The 21399-nt window shown below is 68.2% G+C and carries 24 protein-coding genes; 18 read left to right on the forward strand and 6 right to left on the reverse strand.

Features of this window, described 5'->3' with window-relative positions:
• The first annotated feature begins 5 nt into the window (after positions 1-5).
• The 13 genes from ACFFDA_RS20110 (at position 6) to ACFFDA_RS20170 (ending at position 10954) form a co-directional block, all read left to right on the forward strand.
• Positions 6-2012, forward strand: a complete 2007-nt coding sequence (locus ACFFDA_RS20110) for a hypothetical protein (protein WP_404482532.1) — start codon at positions 6-8, stop codon at positions 2010-2012.
• 38 nt (positions 2013-2050) lie between these two features.
• The gene (fliL, locus tag ACFFDA_RS20115; RefSeq protein WP_404482533.1) at positions 2051-2644 is read left to right on the forward strand and encodes a flagellar basal body-associated protein FliL; all 594 of its coding nucleotides are present in this window, start codon (positions 2051-2053) and stop codon (positions 2642-2644) included.
• Entirely contained in the window at positions 2644-3525 is an 882-nt protein-coding gene (locus ACFFDA_RS20120; RefSeq protein ID WP_404482534.1) for a FliM/FliN family flagellar motor switch protein, read from the forward strand. Before fliL ends, ACFFDA_RS20120 begins: the two co-directional genes overlap by 1 nt.
• 17 nt (positions 3526-3542) lie before the next feature.
• Complete coding sequence (fliN, locus tag ACFFDA_RS20125) at positions 3543-3845, forward strand: flagellar motor switch protein FliN (RefSeq protein ID WP_404482535.1); 303 nt, start codon at positions 3543-3545, stop codon at positions 3843-3845.
• A 5-nt stretch (positions 3846-3850) separates the two neighbouring features.
• A complete protein-coding gene (locus ACFFDA_RS20130; RefSeq protein WP_404482536.1) occupies positions 3851-4129 on the forward strand; it encodes a flagellar biosynthetic protein FliO in 279 nt (92 codons plus the stop codon).
• Between the two features lie 23 nt (positions 4130-4152).
• Entirely contained in the window at positions 4153-4911 is a 759-nt protein-coding gene (fliP, locus tag ACFFDA_RS20135) for a flagellar type III secretion system pore protein FliP (protein WP_404482537.1), read from the forward strand.
• Between the two features lie 115 nt (positions 4912-5026).
• Positions 5027-5317 carry a flagellar biosynthetic protein FliQ gene (locus ACFFDA_RS20140; protein WP_404482538.1) on the forward strand — a complete coding sequence of 97 codons (291 nt, stop codon included), beginning with the start codon at positions 5027-5029 and terminating at the stop codon, positions 5315-5317.
• Positions 5314-6096: a flagellar biosynthetic protein FliR gene (gene fliR / locus ACFFDA_RS20145; RefSeq protein WP_404482539.1), complete on the forward strand. Its 783-nt coding sequence runs from the start codon at positions 5314-5316 to the stop codon at positions 6094-6096. Before ACFFDA_RS20140 ends, fliR begins: the two co-directional genes overlap by 4 nt.
• 13 nt (positions 6097-6109) lie before the next feature.
• Entirely contained in the window at positions 6110-7249 is a 1140-nt protein-coding gene (locus tag ACFFDA_RS20150) for a flagellar biosynthesis protein FlhB (RefSeq protein WP_404482540.1), read from the forward strand.
• Between the two features lie 248 nt (positions 7250-7497).
• Positions 7498-8910, forward strand: coding sequence for a flagellar filament capping protein FliD (fliD, locus tag ACFFDA_RS20155; RefSeq protein WP_404482541.1), 1413 nt, complete (start codon positions 7498-7500; stop codon positions 8908-8910).
• Position 8911: 1 nt separating this feature from the next.
• A complete protein-coding gene (fliS, locus tag ACFFDA_RS20160; RefSeq protein ID WP_404482542.1) occupies positions 8912-9283 on the forward strand; it encodes a flagellar export chaperone FliS in 372 nt (123 codons plus the stop codon).
• A gap of 285 nt (positions 9284-9568) precedes the next feature.
• Positions 9569-10171: a response regulator transcription factor gene (locus ACFFDA_RS20165; RefSeq protein WP_404482543.1), complete on the forward strand. Its 603-nt coding sequence runs from the start codon at positions 9569-9571 to the stop codon at positions 10169-10171.
• Between the two features lie 288 nt (positions 10172-10459).
• Positions 10460-10954 carry a nuclear transport factor 2 family protein gene (locus tag ACFFDA_RS20170; protein ID WP_404482544.1) on the forward strand — a complete coding sequence of 165 codons (495 nt, stop codon included), beginning with the start codon at positions 10460-10462 and terminating at the stop codon, positions 10952-10954.
• A gap of 52 nt (positions 10955-11006) precedes the next feature.
• Here ACFFDA_RS20170 and ACFFDA_RS20175 read toward each other — a convergent pair whose 3' ends face one another.
• From ACFFDA_RS20175 to ACFFDA_RS20185, 3 genes are all read right to left on the reverse strand, one after another.
• Positions 11007-11456, reverse strand: a complete 450-nt coding sequence (locus tag ACFFDA_RS20175; RefSeq protein ID WP_404482545.1) for a hypothetical protein — start codon at positions 11454-11456, stop codon at positions 11007-11009.
• A 167-nt stretch (positions 11457-11623) separates the two neighbouring features.
• Positions 11624-12772 (reverse strand): pyridoxal phosphate-dependent aminotransferase, encoded by a 1149-nt coding sequence (locus tag ACFFDA_RS20180; protein ID WP_404482546.1) that lies wholly within the window; start codon positions 12770-12772, stop codon positions 11624-11626.
• Between the two features lie 122 nt (positions 12773-12894).
• Positions 12895-13329, reverse strand: a complete 435-nt coding sequence (locus tag ACFFDA_RS20185; protein ID WP_404482547.1) for a nuclear transport factor 2 family protein — start codon at positions 13327-13329, stop codon at positions 12895-12897.
• Positions 13330-13570: 241 nt separating this feature from the next.
• On the opposite strand from ACFFDA_RS20185, the gene ACFFDA_RS20190 reads away from it, so the two are divergent.
• Both ACFFDA_RS20190 and ACFFDA_RS20195 read left to right on the forward strand, forming a co-directional pair.
• Positions 13571-14722 (forward strand): sulfotransferase family protein, encoded by a 1152-nt coding sequence (locus ACFFDA_RS20190; RefSeq protein ID WP_404482548.1) that lies wholly within the window; start codon positions 13571-13573, stop codon positions 14720-14722.
• Entirely contained in the window at positions 14719-15249 is a 531-nt protein-coding gene (locus ACFFDA_RS20195) for a hypothetical protein (RefSeq protein WP_404482549.1), read from the forward strand. The genes ACFFDA_RS20190 and ACFFDA_RS20195 overlap by 4 nt, the downstream gene beginning before the upstream one ends.
• A gap of 15 nt (positions 15250-15264) precedes the next feature.
• Here the strand turns inward: ACFFDA_RS20195 and ACFFDA_RS20200 are convergent, their stop codons facing one another.
• The 3 genes from ACFFDA_RS20200 to ACFFDA_RS20210 form a co-directional block, all read right to left on the reverse strand.
• Positions 15265-16074 carry an SDR family NAD(P)-dependent oxidoreductase gene (locus ACFFDA_RS20200; protein ID WP_404482550.1) on the reverse strand — a complete coding sequence of 270 codons (810 nt, stop codon included), beginning with the start codon at positions 16072-16074 and terminating at the stop codon, positions 15265-15267.
• Between the two features lie 65 nt (positions 16075-16139).
• A complete protein-coding gene (locus ACFFDA_RS20205) occupies positions 16140-16892 on the reverse strand; it encodes an SDR family oxidoreductase (RefSeq protein WP_404482551.1) in 753 nt (250 codons plus the stop codon).
• Positions 16893-17058: 166 nt separating this feature from the next.
• Positions 17059-18180, reverse strand: a complete 1122-nt coding sequence (locus tag ACFFDA_RS20210) for a helix-turn-helix transcriptional regulator (RefSeq protein WP_404482552.1) — start codon at positions 18178-18180, stop codon at positions 17059-17061.
• A gap of 126 nt (positions 18181-18306) precedes the next feature.
• Here ACFFDA_RS20210 and ACFFDA_RS20215 point away from each other — a divergent pair, with 126 nt between their 5' ends.
• From ACFFDA_RS20215 to ACFFDA_RS20225, 3 genes are read left to right on the forward strand one after another with little or no spacing between them, the layout of a single operon-like run.
• Positions 18307-19425: an LLM class flavin-dependent oxidoreductase gene (locus ACFFDA_RS20215; RefSeq protein WP_404482553.1), complete on the forward strand. Its 1119-nt coding sequence runs from the start codon at positions 18307-18309 to the stop codon at positions 19423-19425.
• The gene (locus tag ACFFDA_RS20220; RefSeq protein WP_404482554.1) at positions 19422-20600 is read left to right on the forward strand and encodes a sulfotransferase family protein; all 1179 of its coding nucleotides are present in this window, start codon (positions 19422-19424) and stop codon (positions 20598-20600) included. The genes ACFFDA_RS20215 and ACFFDA_RS20220 overlap by 4 nt, the downstream gene beginning before the upstream one ends.
• Entirely contained in the window at positions 20600-21397 is a 798-nt protein-coding gene (locus tag ACFFDA_RS20225) for a sugar phosphate isomerase/epimerase family protein (protein ID WP_404482555.1), read from the forward strand. The genes ACFFDA_RS20220 and ACFFDA_RS20225 overlap by 1 nt, the downstream gene beginning before the upstream one ends.
• Positions 21398-21399 lie beyond the last annotated feature (2 nt).

The following is a 21399-nucleotide window of genomic DNA, read 5'->3' on the forward strand; positions in this document are numbered from 1 at the left end:
CCCGCATGATCCAGACCACCGCCCCGACGCTCAGCGCCTGCCTCTCGCCCACCGGCGCCGGGGCCACCTCCACGGCCGCGCCGGGGGCCGATTTCGCCGCTCTTCTCCAGGTCACGCAAGGTCCGGCCAGCGCAACGGCGGACTCCACCCTTGACACGGACAAGGTCGTCGGCGGCGCGCTGGCATCCGTGGCGCTCCCCGAAATCGTGAAAGGCACGCAGGAGGGTCTTGCCGCGCTGGCCTTGCAGGCGGGTGCCGCTGCGCCGGTACCGACCGAGACCGGCCTTGCCTTTGCCCCACCGACCCGGAAAATCACCGCCCCGCACGCCGATACCGCTCCGCCCGGCCCCGGAAATCCGGCGCTTCCGGCCGCTTCGGTCGTACAGGTCGGTGCGGGCGGCACCGATGCGTCGGCCGCAGCGACGATCCCGGCGACCATGCTTCCGGTTCGCCTGCCACCTGCGCCTCCCGGCGTCGCCGCACCCGCCTTCACGCCGCGACCGGCCACCGTTCGAACCGGCCCCATGCCGCGCGGCACGGTCGACATCCTGCCCGTCCCGACATCCGGCGCAGGCGAGACGGCAACGCGGGTCGACGGCAAGGACGGCAATCCGTCCGGCAAGACCTTGCCGTCTATCGAGCCCCCGACCCGCCGCGAGAGCAAGAGCAAGACCGCCGCGGACGCCGATCCGGTCGTCCAAGCCATCGAGGCGGGCGCCGAACCCGCCGATCCTTTGCCCAACACGCTTCCGCAGGCCCCGAGCGCCCAGGTCGCGCCGGCGAGCGAAAAGGTTGTCGCCCTGCCAACATCCACCGTGACGTTGGCGGGCGAGGTCGTGCCGCAGCCGTCGATCGTCCATGCCTCCGTCAAATCCGGCCAGACGCCTGCGACGCCGCTGGCCGCAACGGTTCAGCCCCGCGCACCGATCGTGCCGAGACCCGCTGCGCCTGCGGATGCTTCGGTGCAGGCCGTGCGCCTCGACCCGATCGAGATCGTCCCGCTGCCGGTTCAGACCATCGCTTCGTCGCCGGATCAGGCCTTCCCGGCCGAGACGGCGATGGCACCGGCCCTTGCAACGGCACAGCCGGGCCCCCTCCCCGTGGTAACTCCGACCACGACGCCACTTGCAGAGGCCCCTCTGCCGACCGCGACGGTTGCTTCCGACCACTCCGATGCATCTCCGGCGCAACGGACGGCGCCCATGCACCTCGCCCCCACCGCGCCGGACGCGCGCGTATCGCTGCGGAGCGCCGTGCCAGACGCCCCGGATGCGCAGCCCTCCGCCATACCCCACGCCACGTTGCGCGATCCGTCCGCGAAGCTTCGCACCGCCGCGCCCGAGGAGCGCCCCGGCCAAACCGCCGGGCCGGACGAGCCCGAACGCCCCGCAGCGCGCCCACTCGACCGGCATGCCGGCGTGCAACCGCTCCCCGCCGAGGCCACGCCGGTTCCGAACGTCGCGCCGGCATCCGACGGAGCCGCCACTACCGCACCCTCGCCCACCGAAACCCCGCAGGATTTCGACACCCTCGTCTCCCGTCTCGCCGAGGCGCGCGAGGCGGCGAGCCCGCATGTCGTGCGCACCGCACTGGCGCATGGCGAGTTCGGCCGCGTCTCGATGCAGATCGGCCACGAGGATGGCGGCCTTTCCGTGACAATGGCCAGCCGCGACCCCGAGTTCGCCGGCGCCGTCCAGGTCGCTGCGGCGGCGATGGCGGGCAATGCCTCGACCGGCAGCGAACAGCCGCGCCAGGACGGTTCGGCCCAGCAGCAACAGCAAGCCGCGCAGGGCCAGAACCCGTCTCAGGCGCAAGGCCAGGCGCAGGGGCAATCGGGGCTCCAGGCGAGCACCGGCGGCGGCCAGGGCCAGCAGGCCCGAGCCGATGCGTCCGGCCAGCAGTCGCGGCGCGAGGAAGGCAATTCCCCGCAGCCGCAGGACCGGCAGCCGTCGGGCTCGCCCGCACGGGGCGGCCGGGGCGAACAGCGCCCGGGCAGCGGCGTCTACGCCTGAAGCCCGGCGCATCCGGCATGGAACAGGGGAATTCCTGAATGAGCGACAAGCCCGCGAGTGGTGACGAAAAGCCGAAGAAGAATGGCAAGATGGGACTGGTGCTGGTGGCCGTGGGGATGCTCGTGGTCGGGGGCGGCGCAGTCTTCGGGCTACTGGCGGCCGGCGTCATCGGCGGCCATGCCGAAGAGGCGAAGAAGGAGGAAGGCCCTCAGCTCGTCCGGAAAGGCGAGGCCGATCCCTATGCCCCCCCTGCCAAGGAAGGCGAGGGCGAAGGCGGCGGCGGCGAGGACGTCGAGGGCGAGGGCGGCGACGAATACCGCACCGCCTACTACACCTTCACCGAGGACTTCACGTCCAACCTCAAGGATTCCGACGCCATGGTCCAGGCGAGCATCGCCTGCTCCACCCGGCGCGACGGGCGGGTGCTGCAATGGCTCGCCAAACACGAGCTGGCGATCCGCTCGCACCTGCTGGGCATCCTCGCCGACACCCCCGAGGACGACGTCTCGACGGTCGAGGGCAAGGACCGCCTGCAGAAGCGGATGACCGCCGCGATCAACCAGGTGCTCGTCCAGAAGGAAGGCTTCGGCGGCGTCGACGCCGTCTACTTCCGCAACTTCATCATCCAGTGATGGCGCACGAGGCCCCCCGGAACGCACGGCACTGCGCCGAACTGCTGGGCGCCGGTCCCTCGATCGAGGAACTCGTGCGCCCGCTGGCGAAGCTGGGCGAGAAGCTGGCCCGCACCCTGCCGGCCGGGCTCGGCCGCCTGACCGGAGGAGAGGAGCCGGTCGTGCGCATCGGCATTCCCGCCGAAGGCACGCTCGACGGCATCGCCGGGCAGGAACGGGCGCTGGCGGCACACAGCCTCATGGGCCTGGGCCCCAAGCGCCTGCCACTGCTCGCCACCTTCGAGGCCGCGCCCGTGCTGCGCCTGCTCGACCGTGCGTTCGGCGGCAAGGGTGCCGTGCCCGAACCGCTGCCGAGCGCCTTCCCGCTCTCGGCCGAACTACTGCTGGCGCGCATCGAGGAGGCGATCGCGACCGCGCTCAGCGCCGGGCTAGGCGGCGACGCGGCGCATATGGTCCGCCCGCTACGGCGCGATACCAGTCTGGGCCAACTGGCGCCTTTCGCGCCCGCCGAGCCGCTGCTGCAGATCGTGCTGGAAGTGGAGGAACCGGGCGCGCAGCCCTGGTCGCTGGCGCTCGCCTTTCCGCTCTCGACGCTGGCCGCCGCTCTGGTGGTGCCGCGCCGCCAGCGCCGGGCGACCCGCGCCGCGCCCCGCCCCGCCCCGGACGGCGAGCCTTTCGCCTCGCTGCCGCTGGAGGTGACGGCGGTGCTGGTCGACATGAGCCTGCCGTTCTCGCGCATCTCCGCCTTGCGGCCGGGCGACGTGCTGCCGGTCACGGTGGCGCGCTCAGTGCCTATCCGGGTCGACGGGCGCACCATTGCCGCCGGCACTGTCGGCGAAGTCGAGGACCGGGTCGCGGTCCAGATCCAGAACGCCTTCTGATTGGGATTTTTGACGACATGAGCATCCACTCCCGCGGCCTCGATTTCCTGCGCGACGTCGACGTGCGCCTCTCGGTCGAACTCGGCCGCACGCAGATGAAGCTGAAGGACGTGCTCGCGCTGGGGCCGGAAAGCCTCGTCATGCTCGACCGCATGACCGACGAACTGCTCGACGTGCTGGTCAACGGCAAGCCGATCGCCAAGGGCGAAGTCGTCTCGCACAACGGGCGCTTCGGGCTGCGCATCGTCGAGATGCTGGGCATCGAGGAAACCGCCGTGCCGGGCGACGCGCTGGGGCTGCCCGATGCCGGAGGGGAATAACGGCGATGGCGTGGTATCTGCTCAAGCTGGTCGTGCTGCTACCGCTGATCGCGGGGCTGGTGTGGGGGTGCCTCAAGCTGGCCAAGTCGGTCCAGGTGCGGGCCGGGATCGGCACCGGATCGAAATCGATCCGCATCGTCGAGACGACGATGCTCTCGCCCACGCTGAAGCTGGCGGTGATCGAGTTCCACGGGCGCGAGATCCTGGTTTCGGCGTCGCGCCAGGGGCTGACGCGATTGGCCGAAGCGCCGGCGCGGGTGCGCGCGGGGGAGGGTTCGGAGTGATACCCGGGCTGCGTCATAAAACCGTGTCATGGAAGACCTGCGCGCCCCTCGCCCTCGCTCTCGCCTTCCTCCTCCCCACCTCCGCCCATGCCCAGACCGCAATCCCCGGCGCGCTCGACCGCGCCTTCGGGTCGCTCGGCGGCACCCAGGGCCCCGGCATGAACATGTCGCTCCAGCTCCTGCTCATCATGGGGCTGCTGACGATCCTGCCCAGCCTGATCCTGATGATGACCAGCTTCACGCGCATCCTGGTGGTGCTCTCGATCCTGCGCCAGGCGATCGGGTTGCAGCAGTCGCCGCCCAACCAGGTGCTGATCGGACTGTCGATGTTCCTCTCGCTGTTCGTCATGGCGCCGACGCTGGAGCGGGTGAACCAGACCGCCATCGCCCCTTACTCCGCCGGCACCCTCAACGCCGAGGCCGCGATCCAGGCCGGCGGACGCGAATTCCACGCTTTCATGATCCGCCAAACCCGCGAGCGCGACCTGATGATGTTCGCACAGATGGCAAAGGCCCCACGCTTCGCGGATGCGGCGGACGTTCCGTTCTCGATCCTGATGCCCGCTTTCGTCACCAGCGAACTCAAGACCGCATTCCAGATCGGCTTCATGCTGTTCCTGCCGTTCCTGGTGATCGACCTCGTGGTGTCCTCGGTGCTGATGAGCCTGGGGATGATGATGATGAGCCCGATGGTGGTCTCGCTGCCGTTCAAGCTGCTGCTGTTCGTGATGGTCGACGGGTGGGCGCTGCTGATGGGCTCGCTGGCTCAGAGTTTCGGGTGATGGGGCGGCGGCGCATATCCTCGCCCATCGGCGGAGAGGGACCACCTCACGTACTGCGCGGGTGCCCCTCCACCATGTTTCGCACGGCCCCCCTCCCCGTTCCGGCGAGGACCTGATGGAGGACATAAGCGCCCTGCTCGCCCTCACCGACCGCATGTTGTGGGTGACCGCGCTGGTCGCCGCGCCGGTGTTGCTGGCCTCGCTGGCAGTGGGGCTGGTGATCGGCGTAATCCAGGCGGCGACCTCGGTGAACGAGCAGACACTGACTTTCGTGCCCAAGCTGGCCGTCATCGCGCTGGTGCTGGTTCTGCTCGGCAGTTCGATGATGACGCTGATCGCCGACTACACGCAGGAAATCTTCGCCCAGATCGCCAGCACCGGGCAAGCCGAGCAGGTCTCGCAGTGATCGGCCTCGACTTCGGCTTCGGCTCGCTCGAGGCCGAGTTCTGGCGACTGGTCTTCGTGATGACCCGCATCGGCGCCGCGCTGGTCGCCGCGCCGCTGTTCGGCGCCGTTACCGTGCCGCCGCAAGTGCGGGTGATGGTGGCGGGTGCGGTGGCGGTGATGGTTTGCGCCTGGACGCAAGTGCAAGCGCCGGCGCAACTGCTTTCGGCGCCGGGCATCCTGATGGTCATGGGCGAAGTGCTGGTCGGGCTGACGCTGGGCTTCGTGCTGCAGCTGTCGTTCGCCGCGCCGGTGATCGCGGCGGAGATCATCGGCGGCGGCATGGGCATGAACATGGCCGTCGCGGTCGACCCGGTGGCCGGCACCCAGTCCCCGGCGCTGGGTCAGTATTTCATGGTGGTGCTCACCGTCGTGTTCCTGGCACTGGGCGCGCACCTGCAATGGTTCGCGCTGGTGGTACGCAGCTACGAGGTGTTGCCGCCCGGACAGACCTGGCTGGGCCCTGCGCGTTTCGCGCTGGTCGCGGGGTTCGCCTCGCAGATGTTGCTCACCGCCGTCGCCATCGCCTTGCCGGTGACGCTGGTGCTGCTGGTGGTGCAGCTCGTGACCGGCGTGCTGGGCCGCTCCGCCCCCGCGCTCAACTTGTTCTCGCTGGGGATGCCAGCGGGCGTGCTGGGCGGCATCGCAGCGCTGATGATCTCCGCTCCGGTTCTGAACGACATGGTCGCGCGCCTCTCCGCCGAGGCTCTCGCCCAGGTCGCGGAGGTCTTCGATCCATGAGCGGGCAGGCCAGATGAGCGAACAGGAAGGCGAAAAGAGTTTCGCCCCGTCCGATAAACGCAAGCGCGACGCCGCCCAACGCGGCGACGTCATCCGCCCGCGCGAACTGGCGATCGCGGCCTCGATGGCGATCGGCGCGGCCTGGCTGCTGCTGGCGGGGCCCTGGCTGCTCGACCTGTCGGAGCGCACCTTGCGCAAGGGTCTCACCTTCGACCGCGCCTCGCTCGATGATTTCAGCCCCGGCAGGATGCTGATCGATGCGCTGGTCGCAGGGCTGCCGCCGATCGCGGTGCTGGGCTTTGCGGTGATGGCAGTGTCGCTGGTCTCGCAGCTCGGCTTCGGAGATGGACGCTGGATCGGCGGCAACATCGCGCCCAAGGGCTCGCGCATCGACCCGATGGCGGGGCTCAAGCGGGTGTTCGGCCCCTCGGGCTGGATCGAGATGGTCAAGGGCCTCGCCAAAGTCGCGCTGCTAGGCGTGATCGCATGGACTTGGGGCGACGGGCGGATCGACGCTTTCGCGCGGCTGGGCCGCGGCGATGTCATGGCCCAGCTTTCCTGGGCGTGGAGCACGATCGTGCTGCTGCTGTTCTGGCTGTCGGCCGGGCTGCTGCTGATCGCGCTGTTCGACCTGCCGATCCAGATCGTGCGCCGGATGATGCGCCTCAGGATGACGCTGCAGGACGTGCGCGACGAGAACAAGGAAAGCGAAGGCGCGCCCGAGAAGAAGGCGATGATAAAGGACCGCCAGCGCAAGATCGCCATGGGCGGACTGGTCCCGGCGATGAAACAGGCGCAGTTCGTTGTGACCAACCCGATCCATTTCGCGGTGGCGCTGGCCTACGACCCGACCCGGGCCTCCGCGCCGATCGTGGTCGCCAAGGGTCGCGGCGACAAGGCGCTGGCGATGCGGCAACTGGCGGCGGAAAGCGCGCTGCCGGTGCTCGAGTACCCGGCGCTGGCCCGCTCGGTGTTCTATACCACGCGCGAAAGGCAGGTGATCCGCGAGGAGCACTACGTTGCGGTGGCGGCTCTGCTAGCGTTCGTGCTGGCGCTGAAACGGGGAGAAAAGCGCGCGGCGCCGCAGGTTTCGGTGCCGGTGACGGTGCGCTTCAATGCGGATGGAAGGCTCGATCCGCGGTCGGTTTCGTAACCTGGAACTGAGGAAGGCTATTTCGCGCGAAGGCGCAAGGGCGCCAAGATGTCCCGCTGCGCCGCAGGGGCCTTCACCATTCGACATCGCGCCAGTCGCGTCGTCGGAGCGGGAAAGCGGCTCGCCGCGAGTGTGCCCCCTCTGCGCCGTCCGCGTCTTTGCATGACCCAATCCCTACCTTCTTCTTCGCGCCTTTGCGCGAACCGGCGCTCCCTTAACCCGCCCGAGAAAAAGCCGTCCTAAGCCCCATGGTTACCTCCACCTCCTCCGCCTCCAACACGTCCTCGCTCGTGACCGCGCTCGGCGGAGGGAGCGGGGTGGACATGACCGCGCTCGCCAACAACCTGGCGACGGCACAGTTCGCCTCGCGCAACGACCGGCTGACGAGCAAGTCCGACAAGCTCGACGCGCAGATTTCCGCTGCCTCGAACATCAAGTCGCTGCTGCTGGGGCTGGATACCTCGCTGGGCACGCTGGTCCGCTCGGGTAGCCTTGCACGAACGCCCAGCCTCGCCAATCCGAGCGTCGCCAGCGCCACCCTGTCGGGCTCCAGCCAGCCGAGCGGCACCTATTCGCTCGAAGTCACCAAGCTCGCCAGCGGACAGCAACTGGCCAGCGCGGCTTATGCAGCAAAAACCAGCACGGTCGGCTCGGGCACGCTGACGCTCAAGTTCGGCACCGTTTCGGGCACCGGCTTCATACAGGACACCGCGCGCGCGGCAGTCGACGTGACGATCCCGCAAGGCGCCACGCTGGCCGATGTCGCCACCGCCATCAACGGTGCCAATGCAGGGGTCAGCGCCTACGTCACCACCACCGTCGACGGCGCCCAGCTCGTGCTCAAGGGAGCGGAAGGGGCCGCCAACGGCTTCGTGCTGGAGGCGGGCGACGCCAGCCTCTCCGCCCTCGCCTGGAACCCGGCTTCGACCACCGGCCAGCTCCTCGCCACCGCCGACGACGCCGCCTTCAAGATCGACGGCCTCGCCATGACCGCGCCGTCGAACACCGTCACCGACGCGATCCCCGGCGTGAAACTGCAACTCACCGCCGCCAACACCGGCGCCCCCACGACCCTGGGCTTTTCCGACCCGGCGAGCGCGATCTCCAGCTCGATGCAGGACTTCGTCGACGCGCTCAACGAAGTCGTCACCGCGCTCAACACCGCCACCACCCTCGGCGGCGACCTCGCCAACGATCCCGGCGCCCGCGCGCTCAAGCGCTCGCTGTCCGCGCTCGGCTCCACCACGATCATGCCCGGTGCGACAGGCGCGGCGAAGACGCTCGCCGACCTCGGCCTCAAGACCCAGCGCGACGGCACCTTCGCGCTCGACACCGACCGTCTTTCCGCGACGATGGCCGCCGACCCGCAAGGCGTCGCGGCGATGTTCACCAATGGCGTCAACGGCGTCTACGGCACCGTCGACCGCATCTACCGCGCCTCGGTCTCGACCAGCGACGCCTATTCGCTGGGCAGCTCGATCGCCGGCTACACCAGGAAGAAGACCGGCATCTCCACCGAGAAGAGCGACCTGGCCGAACAGCAGGAAAAGCTGCGCGCGCGGCTGGTGGCGCAATATACCGCGTCCGAAACGCGCATCGGCACGTCCAAGTCGACGCTGGCGATGCTCACCAACCAGATCGCCCAGTGGAACAAGAGCTGACATGCTCCTGATGACCTCCCCCCAGGAAGCCTACCGCCGCGTCGATTTCGACGCCCGGGTCAGCGGCGCCGGGCCGGCCGAGCTGGTGCACTTGTGTTACGAGCACCTCGTCAGCGCGCTCGGCACCGCCGTCCACGCCGACAGGCGCGGCGACAACTGCCTCAAGAGCCGCTCGATGACCCGCGCACTGACCGCGATCACGGCGCTGCAGATGGGCATCGCCGGCGAGGACGGGATCGCCGGTGCGCTGGGGCAGCTCTACGAGGCTGCGCGGCGCACCATCCTCGACAGCGCCCTCGCCTTCGATGCCGAACGGATCACGACCCTGCGCGAGGATTTCGCCGAGATCGGCAGTGCCTTGAGGGACGGGTAAAGTCTGTCCTGTTCAACCGGCAACGAGTCCGCTCCAAACGAACAGACTCCAGGCCCTCCCTGGCGCGCCGATCCGATCGACACGCCGCCATGTCAGGCCCGGTTTCGATGCCAGAGCGCCCATGCACCACACTCTAAGCAACCGTTTCGGTCATTGCGTAGATCGCGGATCGGGCTGCGTTAGCCTAGTTACCCGGCCCTTTGCCTCGGTTTCGGAGCAGGTCGGGCGCGCATGAAACGCGCTATGCGATATCTCCCTAGGCACATATCCAATGGGAGCTTCGCCGTGGACCTCATCTCGAACCTGATCCTGATCGACGGCGATTCCCGCCGCCGCGCCAGCATAAGCCATGTGCTCTCCGCCGGCGCCATCCACGTCGAACCTTTCGAGAACGTCTCGGAACTGGCGGCCTCGTGGCCCCGGTCGGGGGTGGTGCTGATCCACGACGAGGACGGCGCCATCGAGGACCTGATCGACAGCATGGCGCGCCACGGCGAATGGTTCCCGATCATCGCCTTCAGCGAGGAGCCGGGCGCCCAGCGCATCGTCCAGGCCATCCTCGACGGCGCGATCGACTACATCGCCTGGCCCATCAGCCCCGAAGAATTGACCGACAACCTCGGCAAGGCGATCACACGCGCCGAAGGGCTGGGCAACGCCAAGCTGCGCGAAGTCATGGCGCGCGCCCGGGTCGATCGCCTGACCCGGCGCGAACGCGAAGTGCTGGGCGGGGTCGCCAGCGGCCTGTCCAACCGCCTCATCGGCGAAAAGCTCTCGATCAGCCCGCGCACCGTGGAAATCCACCGCGCCAACATGCTCAACAAGCTGGGCGCCAACCACACGTCCGACGCGATCCGCATCGCCATCGAGGCTTCACTGGTCAACTAAGCGGCGGCTGGGTGGCTACCGAACGGATGCGCGATTGTCCCTATCCGGTCATGAACGCGGCGTTAGCCACGATGCTGCTAGACCCGGCTGGTCGGCCACATTTGTGCCGACGGCTGTACCCGCAGTCTCCTGATGACAGGCCCGGTCGTCGCCCCCCCCTCCCGGCCGGGCCTGTTGCGGACAGGGGTCCGGGCATCCGGCCAACTGCCGTCCGTCGTCTCCAGCTCAGTTCGACATTGACAAGCAAGCCCTTTTCGCATGCCTTGCTCCACCTTCGGAGAACGCGCCATGCAGTCGTTTCTTGTCCTTCTGGCATCGCTGACGGCCTCGATCCCGCCGTCCTACCTGCCGGCCGCCCAGCCCCGCGATCCCTTGACCGAGGAAGTCGCCGCGCTCGATCGCAAGGTGTTCGATGCCTACAACGGCTGCGATCTCGATACTTTCGCCAGCTACTTCGACCCCGGCGTCGCCTTCTTCCACGACACCGGCGGCGCCACGTTCGATCGGGCCACGGTGGTGGCCAATACGAAAGCGTATATCTGCGGCAAAGTACGGCGCGAACTGCTGCCGACGACCCTGCACGTCTATCCGGTCAAGGACTATGGCGCGATCGAGGAGGGCGAGCATCGCTTCTGTGAGCTGGCGAGCGGGGAATGCGCAGGGATCGCGAAGTTCGTGATCGTCTGGGCACGGCGCGGCGACGCGTGGCGGATCACCAATGTCCTGAGCTACGGCCATCGCGCGATGACCGACGAGGAACGCCGGGCAACGTCACACAAGTGAACTGCGGGCGTGCCCGCCCTCCGCTCCTTCAGCTACGGAAAAATCGTCGTAGTCAGTGCAATCGCATCGAGGCGGGTGGGGTCATGGGCGCTTCGGTCGCCTCGCCGCTTTTCTCGATCCGGGCCAGCACCGCCGAAACATGCGCGGCAAGCAGTGCCAGGCCCAGGGTAGGACCTTCCGCCAGTGCTTCGTCGGCGCCGTCGTTCTGGACGACGCTGGCGAGGCACACGTTCTGGACCCCGCGCGAGAGCATGAAGCAGGCATCGCCGCCCATGAGTTCCAGCACCGCGTTGGTCACCGCGCCGCAATCGAGCATGGCATGGACCGCCACGACGTCGATCGTCCCGGTCCCCTCGATCCCGCTGCCGCCGAGTTCGAGCACGGCCTCGCGCACGCGGTCCACTTCCTCGCAGGCGGCGCTGCCGGCGCAGTCATGCAGGAACTCGCGCAGGCGCCTGGCACGCGCACGGTCGTCATTGAAACGGTTCAAGGTACTTGCCATTGCTGTGATATTCTTTCGCGTCCGAAGGTGCGCCAAAGTCCCGAAGTGCCGTCCTGCGTCAATACGCAGATATCGCGCGCGTTGAAGCACTGTCTCGACTTGCTACAGTCTACGCGATCGAAGTGAAAGCCCCGTATACGCAAGCCTCCGTGGAAAATGCGCGAAACTCAGCCCGCGCCGGCCATCTCCCGGCGCGATGCGAACCACGCTGCCATACGCTCGATGGCATCCTCGATCTCGGGCGTGGAGACGGCAAAACTCAAGCGGAAGAAGCGGTTGCCCTCGACCGGGTCGAAGTCGATCCCCGGCGCGGTGGCAACGCCGGTGTCCTCCAGCAACTGGCGACAGAACGCCAGGCTGTCGTTGGTCATGTGGCCGATGTCGGCCCAGATGTAGAAGGCCCCGTCGGGTGGCGCGATTCGCGCCAGGCCGAGGCGCGGCAGCGCGGCGAGCAGCAACTCGCGGTTGCGCGCATAGTTGGCGAGGTGGCCTTCCAGTTCCTCGCGCGCGTCGAAGGCGACGAGGCCGGCGTGCTGGGCCAGCACCGGCGGGGTCAGGAACAGGTTGGCGATCCGCGCCCGCGCCGCGTCGATCAGATGGGGCGGCACCACCAGCCAACCGAGCCGCCAGCCGGCCATGCTGAACCACTTCGAAAAGCTGTTCACCACCAGCGCGCCGGGCACATGCTGGAGCATCGAGTCCGCCTCGATGCCGTAAGTCAGGCCATGGTAGATCTCGTCCGAGATCACCGCGATGCCCTTGCGCGCGCAGACTTCGGCGATCGCCGCCAGTTCCTCGGGCGCGATCACGGTGCCGGTGGGATTGGCCGGACTGGCCACGATGAGCCCCTCCGGCACTGGATCGAGCGCGTCGAGCGCGGCGGCGGTGACCTGGTATCGTTCATCAGGACCGCAGGGCATCTCCACCGGCTCGATGTAGAGGGTGCGGAGCGAATTGCGGTAGGCCACGTAGCCGGGGCGCGCCAGGGCCACCCGGGCGCCGGGGCGGAACAGACACGAGAGCGCCAGCACGAAGGCGGGGGAAGCGCCGCAGGTCAGGAACACCTGCTCGGGCGAGACGTCGACGCCGTGAGCCTCGGCATAGTGCCGGGCGATCCGTTCCCGCAGGGCGGGGCTTTCCCAATAGCCGCCAGGATCGCGATCGAGCACTGCATGGGCGGCGGCGATGGCGGCAGCGGGCGCGCCGGTCGAGGGCTGGCCGTATTCCATGTGGATCACGTCGCGCCCCTGGGCGGCGAGTTCGTAGGCGATGCGGCCGATCGTGGTCGCGTGGAAGGGTTCGACATGGGCGATCATACCCGCGTGCTACGCGGCGGCCGACCGCGATGCAATGCGCGAGGGCCCGATCTGGCGAGGCGGGCGCCATGCCTACCCGTGTCGGAGGAGCGGCCGGCGCCTCATCCTCGCCCGCCTCGGCACTACCCCCCGAAGACCGTGTAGATCCGGGCGGCGAAGCGCCATTCCCCGGCTTCGCGCACGAAGCTGTCATGGTATTCGCCGGTCACCGTCTTGTCGGTCCCGGTGATCGTGGCGACCATCATCGCATTGCCCCGGGCGCTGTCCCCGTCCACCTCGGCCATCAGGTTGTGGATCAGCGGCACCGGATGCGGCCGGCCCCTTCCTTCCGCCAGGAACGCGACGAGGGCCTGCGGCGTTTCGAACCGCTGCCGCACGGCGAACTCCGGCCGGTCGGGATGACCCGAGCGCAACTCGAACGTTCCCTCTGCCGCAAAGAGGTCCGCGATGTCCTCGTAGGCCTCTCGCCGCACCGCGCGGGCATAGCCGTGGACAAGGTCGGCGATGGCGGCCTGTGCCTCGATGCGCGCGATCCGAGCTTCCAGCGAGACGCTCATGCGGCCCGATCCCCTCGGCCCATCGCATCGACGATACCTGCCCCCGCGCTGGCCCCCTCACCGGCCGTCCACTCTTCTCTTCCCTCGTCGAAACCCATGGTTTTCCGCGCCTCTCCAGCCTCGCGCAGTTGGTCCGCGCAGCATTGCCGGCAAGTCTGGAGAAGTGTGCGCTATCTTGCAATCGCCCCTGCCCCTGCGCATCACCGCAGCCACGATAAGATGCCAGGAAGGGGAGATCGACTTGACTGTCGACGACGTGATCGCGGCCGCTCGGGCGGAAACGGCGCTGACCGAAATCGGCGATCCTGCCGCGCTGGAAGGGCTCGCGGTGCTGCTGCAGGCCTATGCCGGGGAGGCCGCCTTCACCGGGCGCGGCAGCCAGCTCGCCCATCGCGACCTCGTCAAGTACATGGCCAATCGCCTGCGCATCGAGGACTGGCTGGCCCGCCACCCCGATCTGCTGGATCGCCCGGTCGAGAAGCCGCTGTTCGTCTTCGGTCTGCCGCGCACCGGCACCACGCTACTCATCAACCTGCTCGCCGCCGATCCGAGCCGCCGCGCCTTCCTGCGCTGGGAATCGCACGATCCTGTGCCGCCGCCGCGCCCCGAGGAGCTGAATGCCGGGCCCCGGTGGCGCGCGATGCAGGAGGCCACGCAGATGGCGCTCCAGCACATGCCCAAGATCGCCGCGATCCACTACGAGGATGCGCATAGCCCGACCGAGTGCCAGTTCTCGATGAACTACTCGTTCTGCGCGCAAGTGTTCGAATCGCAGGCCGACATCCCGAGCTATCGCCAATGGCTGTTCCACGAGGCCGACTACCTGCCCGCCTTCCGCTTCCAGAAGCGGCTGCTGCAACTGCTGCAGGCGGAGACCGGCGGGCGCTGGACGCTCAAGAACCCGTGGCATCCCCTGTTCCTCGATGCCCTCGCGCAAGTCTATCCCGACGCGCAGCTGGTCATGACCCATCGCGACCCGGCCGATGTCCTGGGTTCGATCGGCAGCCTGATCGAGAACGTGCGGATGGTCTATTCGGACAAGGTCGACCTCCATGGCATCGGCAGGACGTTCCTGGAAACGTTCGCCCTGATGATCAAGCGGCAGAACGCCTTCCGCGAGAAGCACGGGCAGGACGCGATCCTCGACATCCAGTACGTCGACATCGTGAAGGACCCGATCGGGGAATGCCGGAGGATCTACGCGCACTTCGGCGAGCGTTTGACCGATGCCGCGCAAGCGGCGATGGACGGCTACATGGCGGCCAATCCCAAGGGCAAGCACGGAAAGCACGACTACACGCTCGAACGCTACGGCCTCACCCGCGAAGGAGTGCACGAAGCCTTCGCCGACTATATCGAACGCTACCGCATCCCGGTTAGGCAGGGCGCGTGACACACCTCGGTGCGCGCTACGGCCAGCTCGTGCAGATGAGCTACGTGACGCGAGACATGGATGCGGCCGTCGCCCATGCCGAGGCGGAGCTGGGCATTGCCGGACTGGTCCGCAGCGAGGCCGACATCGAGGTCCTGTGCCACGGCGAGCGATGCCGGCTGGCAGTGCGGTCGGCCATCGCCAACATCGGCGAGCCGGGCAGGGTCCGCCAGTTCGAGATCATCGAGCCGGTCGCCGGGGCGACGCATATCTACGCCGATGCGCCCGACCTTGCAGCCGGCCCGCTCCGTTTCCACCACGTCGGGGTGGCAGTCCCCGGCCCCTATGCCGAATGGGAAATGCTGCTCGAAGACGTGCGGGCAAGCGGGGACGCGCTGGCCTTCCTGTTCCCGCCCGAGCCTTCGGCCGACGCCGGGCTGTGCTTCTGCTACGTCGATACCCGCGCGCGCCTGGGGCACTATACCGAATACCTCTGGGCCGACCCGGCGCTGGCGGGGATCACCGCCGCGCCGTGGCTTTGTCGTTGACGCGGGCCGGGACGGTCACGTCCCCTCGGAATTGACGCTGACGATGCCTGGACGCTCGGCGCCCATCCCTGAAAAACCGATCGAATATCCGCCATCGACCGGCAGGATCACCCCGGTGATGTAGGCAGCCTCCTCGCTCGCGAGGAACAGCGCGGCATTGGCGATGTCCTGTGCATAGCCCCAGCGGCCCATCGGAATACCCGCCAGCGTCGGGAAGCCTTCAGGTGGCGTGTCGTGCGTCTTCGAAGCCTCGACGAGGCCCGTCCACATCGTGCCCGGTGCCACCGCGTTCACGCGGATGTTGCGGTCCGAATAGTCGAGCGCGGCCACCTTGGTGAGCTGGTGGACCCCGGCCTTGGCCGAGCTGTAGACGCCGTGGTGCTTCCAGCCGATCACGGCCGAAGCCGAGCTGGTGTTGACGATGGCGCCGCCGCCGGTCCTGAGCATCGAGGCGATGCCGTACTTCATGCCCAGGAAGACGCCGCGGATGTTGGTGGCGTGGACCTTGTCCCACAGCTCGACCGGCTGTTCGTGGAGCGCCGCCATGCCGCCACCGAACCCGGCATTGTTGCACAGCACGTCGAGGCGGCCGAAGCTGTCTTCGGCCGTGGAGATCAGCGCCCTGATCTGCTCTTCCTCGGACACGTCGCAGTGCACCGCCACGGCGTTCCCGCCGAGGCTTGCCGCCACTTCGTCCTGCTTGCCCGAAATGTCGGCAAGGACCAGCCTCGCCCCCTGCTCGTGGAACAGCTGCGCCATCGCCTTGCCCATGCCCGACCCCGCGCCGGTGATGATGCAGACCTTGTCCTGAAGCCTACCGGCCATCGTCCTTCTCCCTTGCTACCCCATGATCCGGGGCAATCGTCATGCGCTTCGTGGCGATCCGCCCGTCACGCAGAGGTATCGATCGTCGGCCTCACCGTGATCTCCGAGATGTTCGTGCGGCGCGGCATCGAGAGGATGAAGACGATGGCCTCGCCGATGTCGCGCGGCTTGACGGCGCCTTCCTTGCCGACGTGCGCCTGGATCGCACCGCGCCAGTGGGGGTCGACGATGTTGTCGCCCACTTCCGTTTCGGTGGCGCCCGGCATCAGCGTGGTCACGCGGATGTTCCTGCCTCCCAGTTCCTGGCGAATGCCGTCGGTGAACGAATTGGCCGCGTGCTTGCTGGCCGAATAGGCACTGGTCATCGGCCCGCCCTTGCGACCCGCCAGCGAGGAAATGGTGATGATGTCGCCCTCGCCCCGCGCCAGCATGTGCGGCACGGCGGCGGCGCAAGTGTAGACCGTGCCCATCAGGTTGATGTCGATGACGCGACGATAGAGGTCGGTATCGCAGTTCTCGATGCCACCCGCCTGCATGACACCGGCGGAATTGACGAGGATGTCGACGGACCCGAACGCCGCGACGGTATCCTCCACTGCGCGCCGGGCGTCGGCCTCGACCATCATGTCGCCGGGGATCGCCAGCGCCTTGCCGCCCGCCGCCTCGATCCGCCCGACCAGCCCCGCCAGGCGATCGGCGCGCCGGGCGGACAGCGCGACGGTCGCGCCCGCTTCGGCAAGGCACAGTGCGGCGGCCTCGCCTATGCCCGACGACGCCCCGGTGACGAGCGCGACTTTTCCTGCGAGGGGCTTGGTCATCTGCGGCATTCTCCCGGTGTCTCGTGGCGGCCCTGTCCGGACCGATCGTATGCATTGGCTGGCGTCGCGACCGGCGATAGTCAATCAGAATTGCTGAACACATGTTCTAATCGCTCGGGCGCAGCGGGATGATGTATCCGATCGAGGGGAGCGCTCGTGTTACCCCTCACGCGATCACCAGCACGCTGCGGTGGATGAAGCGCACCAGGTCCGCCTGCCCCCGCGCGCCGGTCTTGGCATATATCCGCTTCGAATAAGTGCGCGCCGATTCCACCGTCAGCCCCAGTTCCGGCGCCGCCTCGCTGATCGACATGCCGCGGCTGAGCGCCAGCGCCAGCCGCGCCTCGCTGGGCGCGAGGTCGAACAGTTGCGCCAACTGGTCGCAGCGGTCGGCGGAGGACCAGTTGTCGGCATGGAGGTAGCCTATGATTGCGGGGGCGGCCTGGGTGGTGCCCATGCGCTGGCCGGAGGGAACCAGCAGCAGGTCGAGCCAGGGCTCCCGGCCCAGCACGATCGCGCGGGGGCGGGCGTGCGAGTCCTGCGCCAGTTCGCGGATCGCGGCAAGCAACTGGCGGCGCAGGCCCGCGTCGCGCGCGGTCAGCCGTCCGTCCTTGCCGCGCGCGATCCTCGCCCCGTCGGCCAGCATGCGGCCGCCCAGGGCATCGGCATCGAGCACCCGCCCCTCGCCGTCGAGCGTGAGCCAGCCGAAGTTCAGCCGCCGCACCGCCTCGCGCGCGACGGCCGCGGTCATGCGTTCGCGCTCCAGCGCCACGAAGCCTGCCAGCGCCGGCCGGACGAACGGCCCCAGGCTTTCGAGCAGAACGTCGACTTCCGCGCCGAACTCCCCCTCGCGCCGCGTCACGGTGATCCAGCCGCTGACGCCGTGCCGCTCCGCCCCGCTCTGGGCAAAGCGGATCATGCGCAAGTGGTTCATCCCCGAGGGCACCAGCAGCTGCGTGAGGTAGGCATCGTGCGAGGGCTCGCCGAACTGCAGCAGTTCGTCGAGGCGATAAGTCCGCCCTTCCGCCATCGCGTGGTAGGGCATGGGATCGCGCAAGTAGAGGTTCTCGCGATAGTGGCGCGAGACCGGCGGCGGCGAGGCATGCCCGGAATAGAGGTGGATCACCCGCGCCTCGGGCGTGCCCAGCGGCAGCGGACGGAACACCAAGCTTGCGTAGTCCCCCGCGACCGCAAGGCGCAGCGCCTCGAGGAAACGCCGCCACGGAGGGTCCTCCACGAGCCCCTCGATCAGCGGCACCAGGAGCCCCGCCGGTATCTCTCCCGTCATCGTCCGATCCCCAAATGGGAATTTGCTTTGGCCGAGGCCTAGACCACCAGGCAGGCACGAACAACGAGGTGCGCATCACCCCGGCGATGACGGGGACGGTGACGGCCCGCGAGAGGATCATCCGCGATGAACGTGCAGCCCGCCGCCTTCCTGCGAACCACCCTGCCGCTCGGCATCGACATGGTGGGTGACTACGATTCGGGCCGCTACCATTCGATCTGGCTGCCCGATCACATGGTCAGCTTCTGGCCCGATTCGATCTGGACGCCCGAGTTCACCGATCTCGCGAAAGCCTCGCCCAGCCCGCACCGCCATCTCGACGGCATGGCGGTGAGCGCGGCCGCCGCAGTGCTCACGAGACACACGCCGCTTGCCACCACCGTCGTCGACACCGTGCGCCGCCACCCCTCGCTGCTGGCGCAGGCGGCACTGACGATCAGCCACCTCTCCAAAGGGCGCTTCATCCTCGGCCTGGGTTCCGGGGAACTGGAAAACACCGTCCCCTACGGTTTCGACTTCTCTCGGCCGGTCGGACGGCTCGAGGAGGCGATCAAGGTCATCAAGCTGCTCTGGCATTCGCAAGGCCCTGTCGATTTCGCGGGCGCGTTCTTCCACCTTGAACACGCCCGCATGGATACCGAGTTCTACGAAGGCAAGGCCCCTCCGATCTGGCTCGGCGCGGCAGGCCCTCGCATGCTGGGCATCACCGGCCGCGAGGCGGACGGCTGGTGGCCGGCCGGCGCCTGGACGCCGGAGGACTATGCCGCCAAGCTCGGGGTGATCCTCGAGGCAGGGGACGCCGCCGGACGCGACATGAGCGACTTCGTCCCTGCCCTCACCCAGATCTGCCTGATCGGCGAGCCCGACGAGATCGACGAAATGCTGCGCGCGCCGATGGTCAAGTCGATCATCCTGATGCTGACCGCGAAAGACCTCGCGCGATTCGGCTACGAGCACCCGATGGGGCCCGACTGGCGCGGCATCATGGACTTCGACCCGGTCAAGCTCAGCCGCGCCGCGATGCTGCGCTTCTGCGAGGAGATGGACCCGCGGGCGATCCGCGACGTCCTTCCCGTCGGCTCGCCGAAGCAGGTCGCGCGCAAGCTCAAGGGCTTCGCCGATGCCGGGATGCGCGTGTACAAGCTGATGGAATACGGCGCGATGGGCGGCATGAAGTTCGCCGCCACATCGGCCGCCAAAGTGCGCGAAACCGAGGACGAGATCCAGAGGCTGGTGGCGGCATGAACGTGGTCTCCCCCACGCTCGACGCGCAGCATCTGCTGCAGCATGCGATAGCCGAGACCGGTCTTGCGGACTGGGCCGACGCGGGTTTTCCGGAACGCTTCGCGCTGGCCGTCGCGCATGTCGAGAGCATCCCGATGGACGCGGCCGGACGCCGGGCGGCGGCGGCGAACATCCACTGGCTGCTCACCGACCGGCTTCGCTTTTTCCAGGATCGCAAGGACCTGCCGCTCGCCGCGGAAGTGATCGAGCGACCGATGTTCGCCAGCGGCGAACCGCGTTCGGGCACCACGCTGATGCACGCGCTGATGTCGGTCGACCCCGATTCGCGGGCCCTGCGCTTCGCCGAAGTCATGCATCCCTCGCCGCCCCCCGGAACCGTCCAGGGCGAGGACCCGCGCTATGCGCAGGCCGACATGGAATGGCGCGAGATCAATGCGAAGATGGCCAGGTGGCTCCACTGCCATCCCTACAACGACATGCTGGGCAATGGCCTGCCCGAAGACGAACGGACCTGGGCTTTCGACTTCAGGGTCATGACCCCGACGGCCTGGTGGCGGGTGCCGATGCAAAATCTCGCTATGGGCCTGCCCACCGACCCGGTCGCGCAGTACCGCATCCACAAGGCGATGCTGCAGGCATTCCAATACGGTCGCGAGGCGAAATACTGGGTCCTCAAGGGCTTCCACACCACCAGGCTGAAGGCCTTCTTCGCAGCCTATCCCGATGCGACGCTGGTCTGGCTGCATCGCGATCCGGTCATGGTCGCGGCCAGCTCGACGATGATGATGGCCGACATCATGGACGGCATCGTCGGGCCGATCGACCTGGTCCAGGAAGCGCGAATGCATCTCGAGCGGGTGCGCTGGTCGATCGGCAACACGATGGCCAATCCGCTGACCGATGACCCACGCATCCTCCATGTACGCTACCACGACTTCCTGGCCGACCCGATCGGCACCCTGCGCACGTACTATGCCTTCGCCGGGAAGGCCTTCGGCGAGCGTCAGGAAGCGGCGATGCGGGCATACCTCGCCGGAAACCGGGGCGACCGGCACGGCAAGTTCCACTACTCGACGCAAGTCCTCGTCGACGCCGGATACGACGTGGACTCGCTGAATGCCGAGTTCGCTCCGTTTCGCGAGCGGTTCGGCGTTCCCATCGAAGTGCGCCGCTGATGCACCCGCGCATCAGCCTCCACCAGGTCGCCTTTCTAGCCGAGCCGACGGCGCGGTTCGTCGCGTTCTGCAGGGAGATCGGGGTGCAGCATTGCACTCTCGTCACCTCCCGCCTGCTGCGCGACGAAGAACGCGCAGCGGTTCGCGAAGGCCCTGTCGGCGTCGGCTGCATCAACCATCCCTTCGCGGTCCATCCCGATCTCGCGCGAGATGCCGGGGATGCAGCCGAAGGCCTCCTGCGCGCGATTGCCATCGCCGCCGAGCTGGGCGCCCCCTCGATCTACCTCCTCACCGGCGGACGGGGCACACTTTCGTGGGAACAGGCGGCCGAGCGCTTCGCTCGGCTCCTCGCGCCGTGCCGCGATGCTGCGCAGCAAGCCGGCGTTGCGCTGCTGGTGGAGAACGCCTCGTCACTCAACGCCGACATCCACATCGCCCATACCCTGCCCGATGCGACCCGGCTCGCCGGCATCGCCGGCATCGGCCTTTGCGTCGAACTCCACGCCTGCTGGACCGAGGCCGCCCTGCGCCGGAACCTCGCCGCCGCGCTGCCTCTGGCCGGGCTCGTCCAGGTCAGCGACTACGTGCTGGGCGACCGCATCACGCCGTGCCGCGCCGTGCCGGGCGACGGCGCGATCCCGCTGGAAGCGATCCTGCGCGACGTGCTGGACCTGGGCTACGAAGGCCTGTTCGACCTCGAACTGGTCGGCCCGCGGATCGTGGAGGAAGGCGCCCGCCCCGCCTGCACCCGCGCCGCGCACTACCTTTCCGACCTTCTCTACCGACTGGGAGCCTGACG

This window comes from Novosphingobium sp. BL-52-GroH (assembly GCF_044813085.1).
Taxonomy (GTDB): domain Bacteria; phylum Pseudomonadota; class Alphaproteobacteria; order Sphingomonadales; family Sphingomonadaceae; genus Novosphingobium.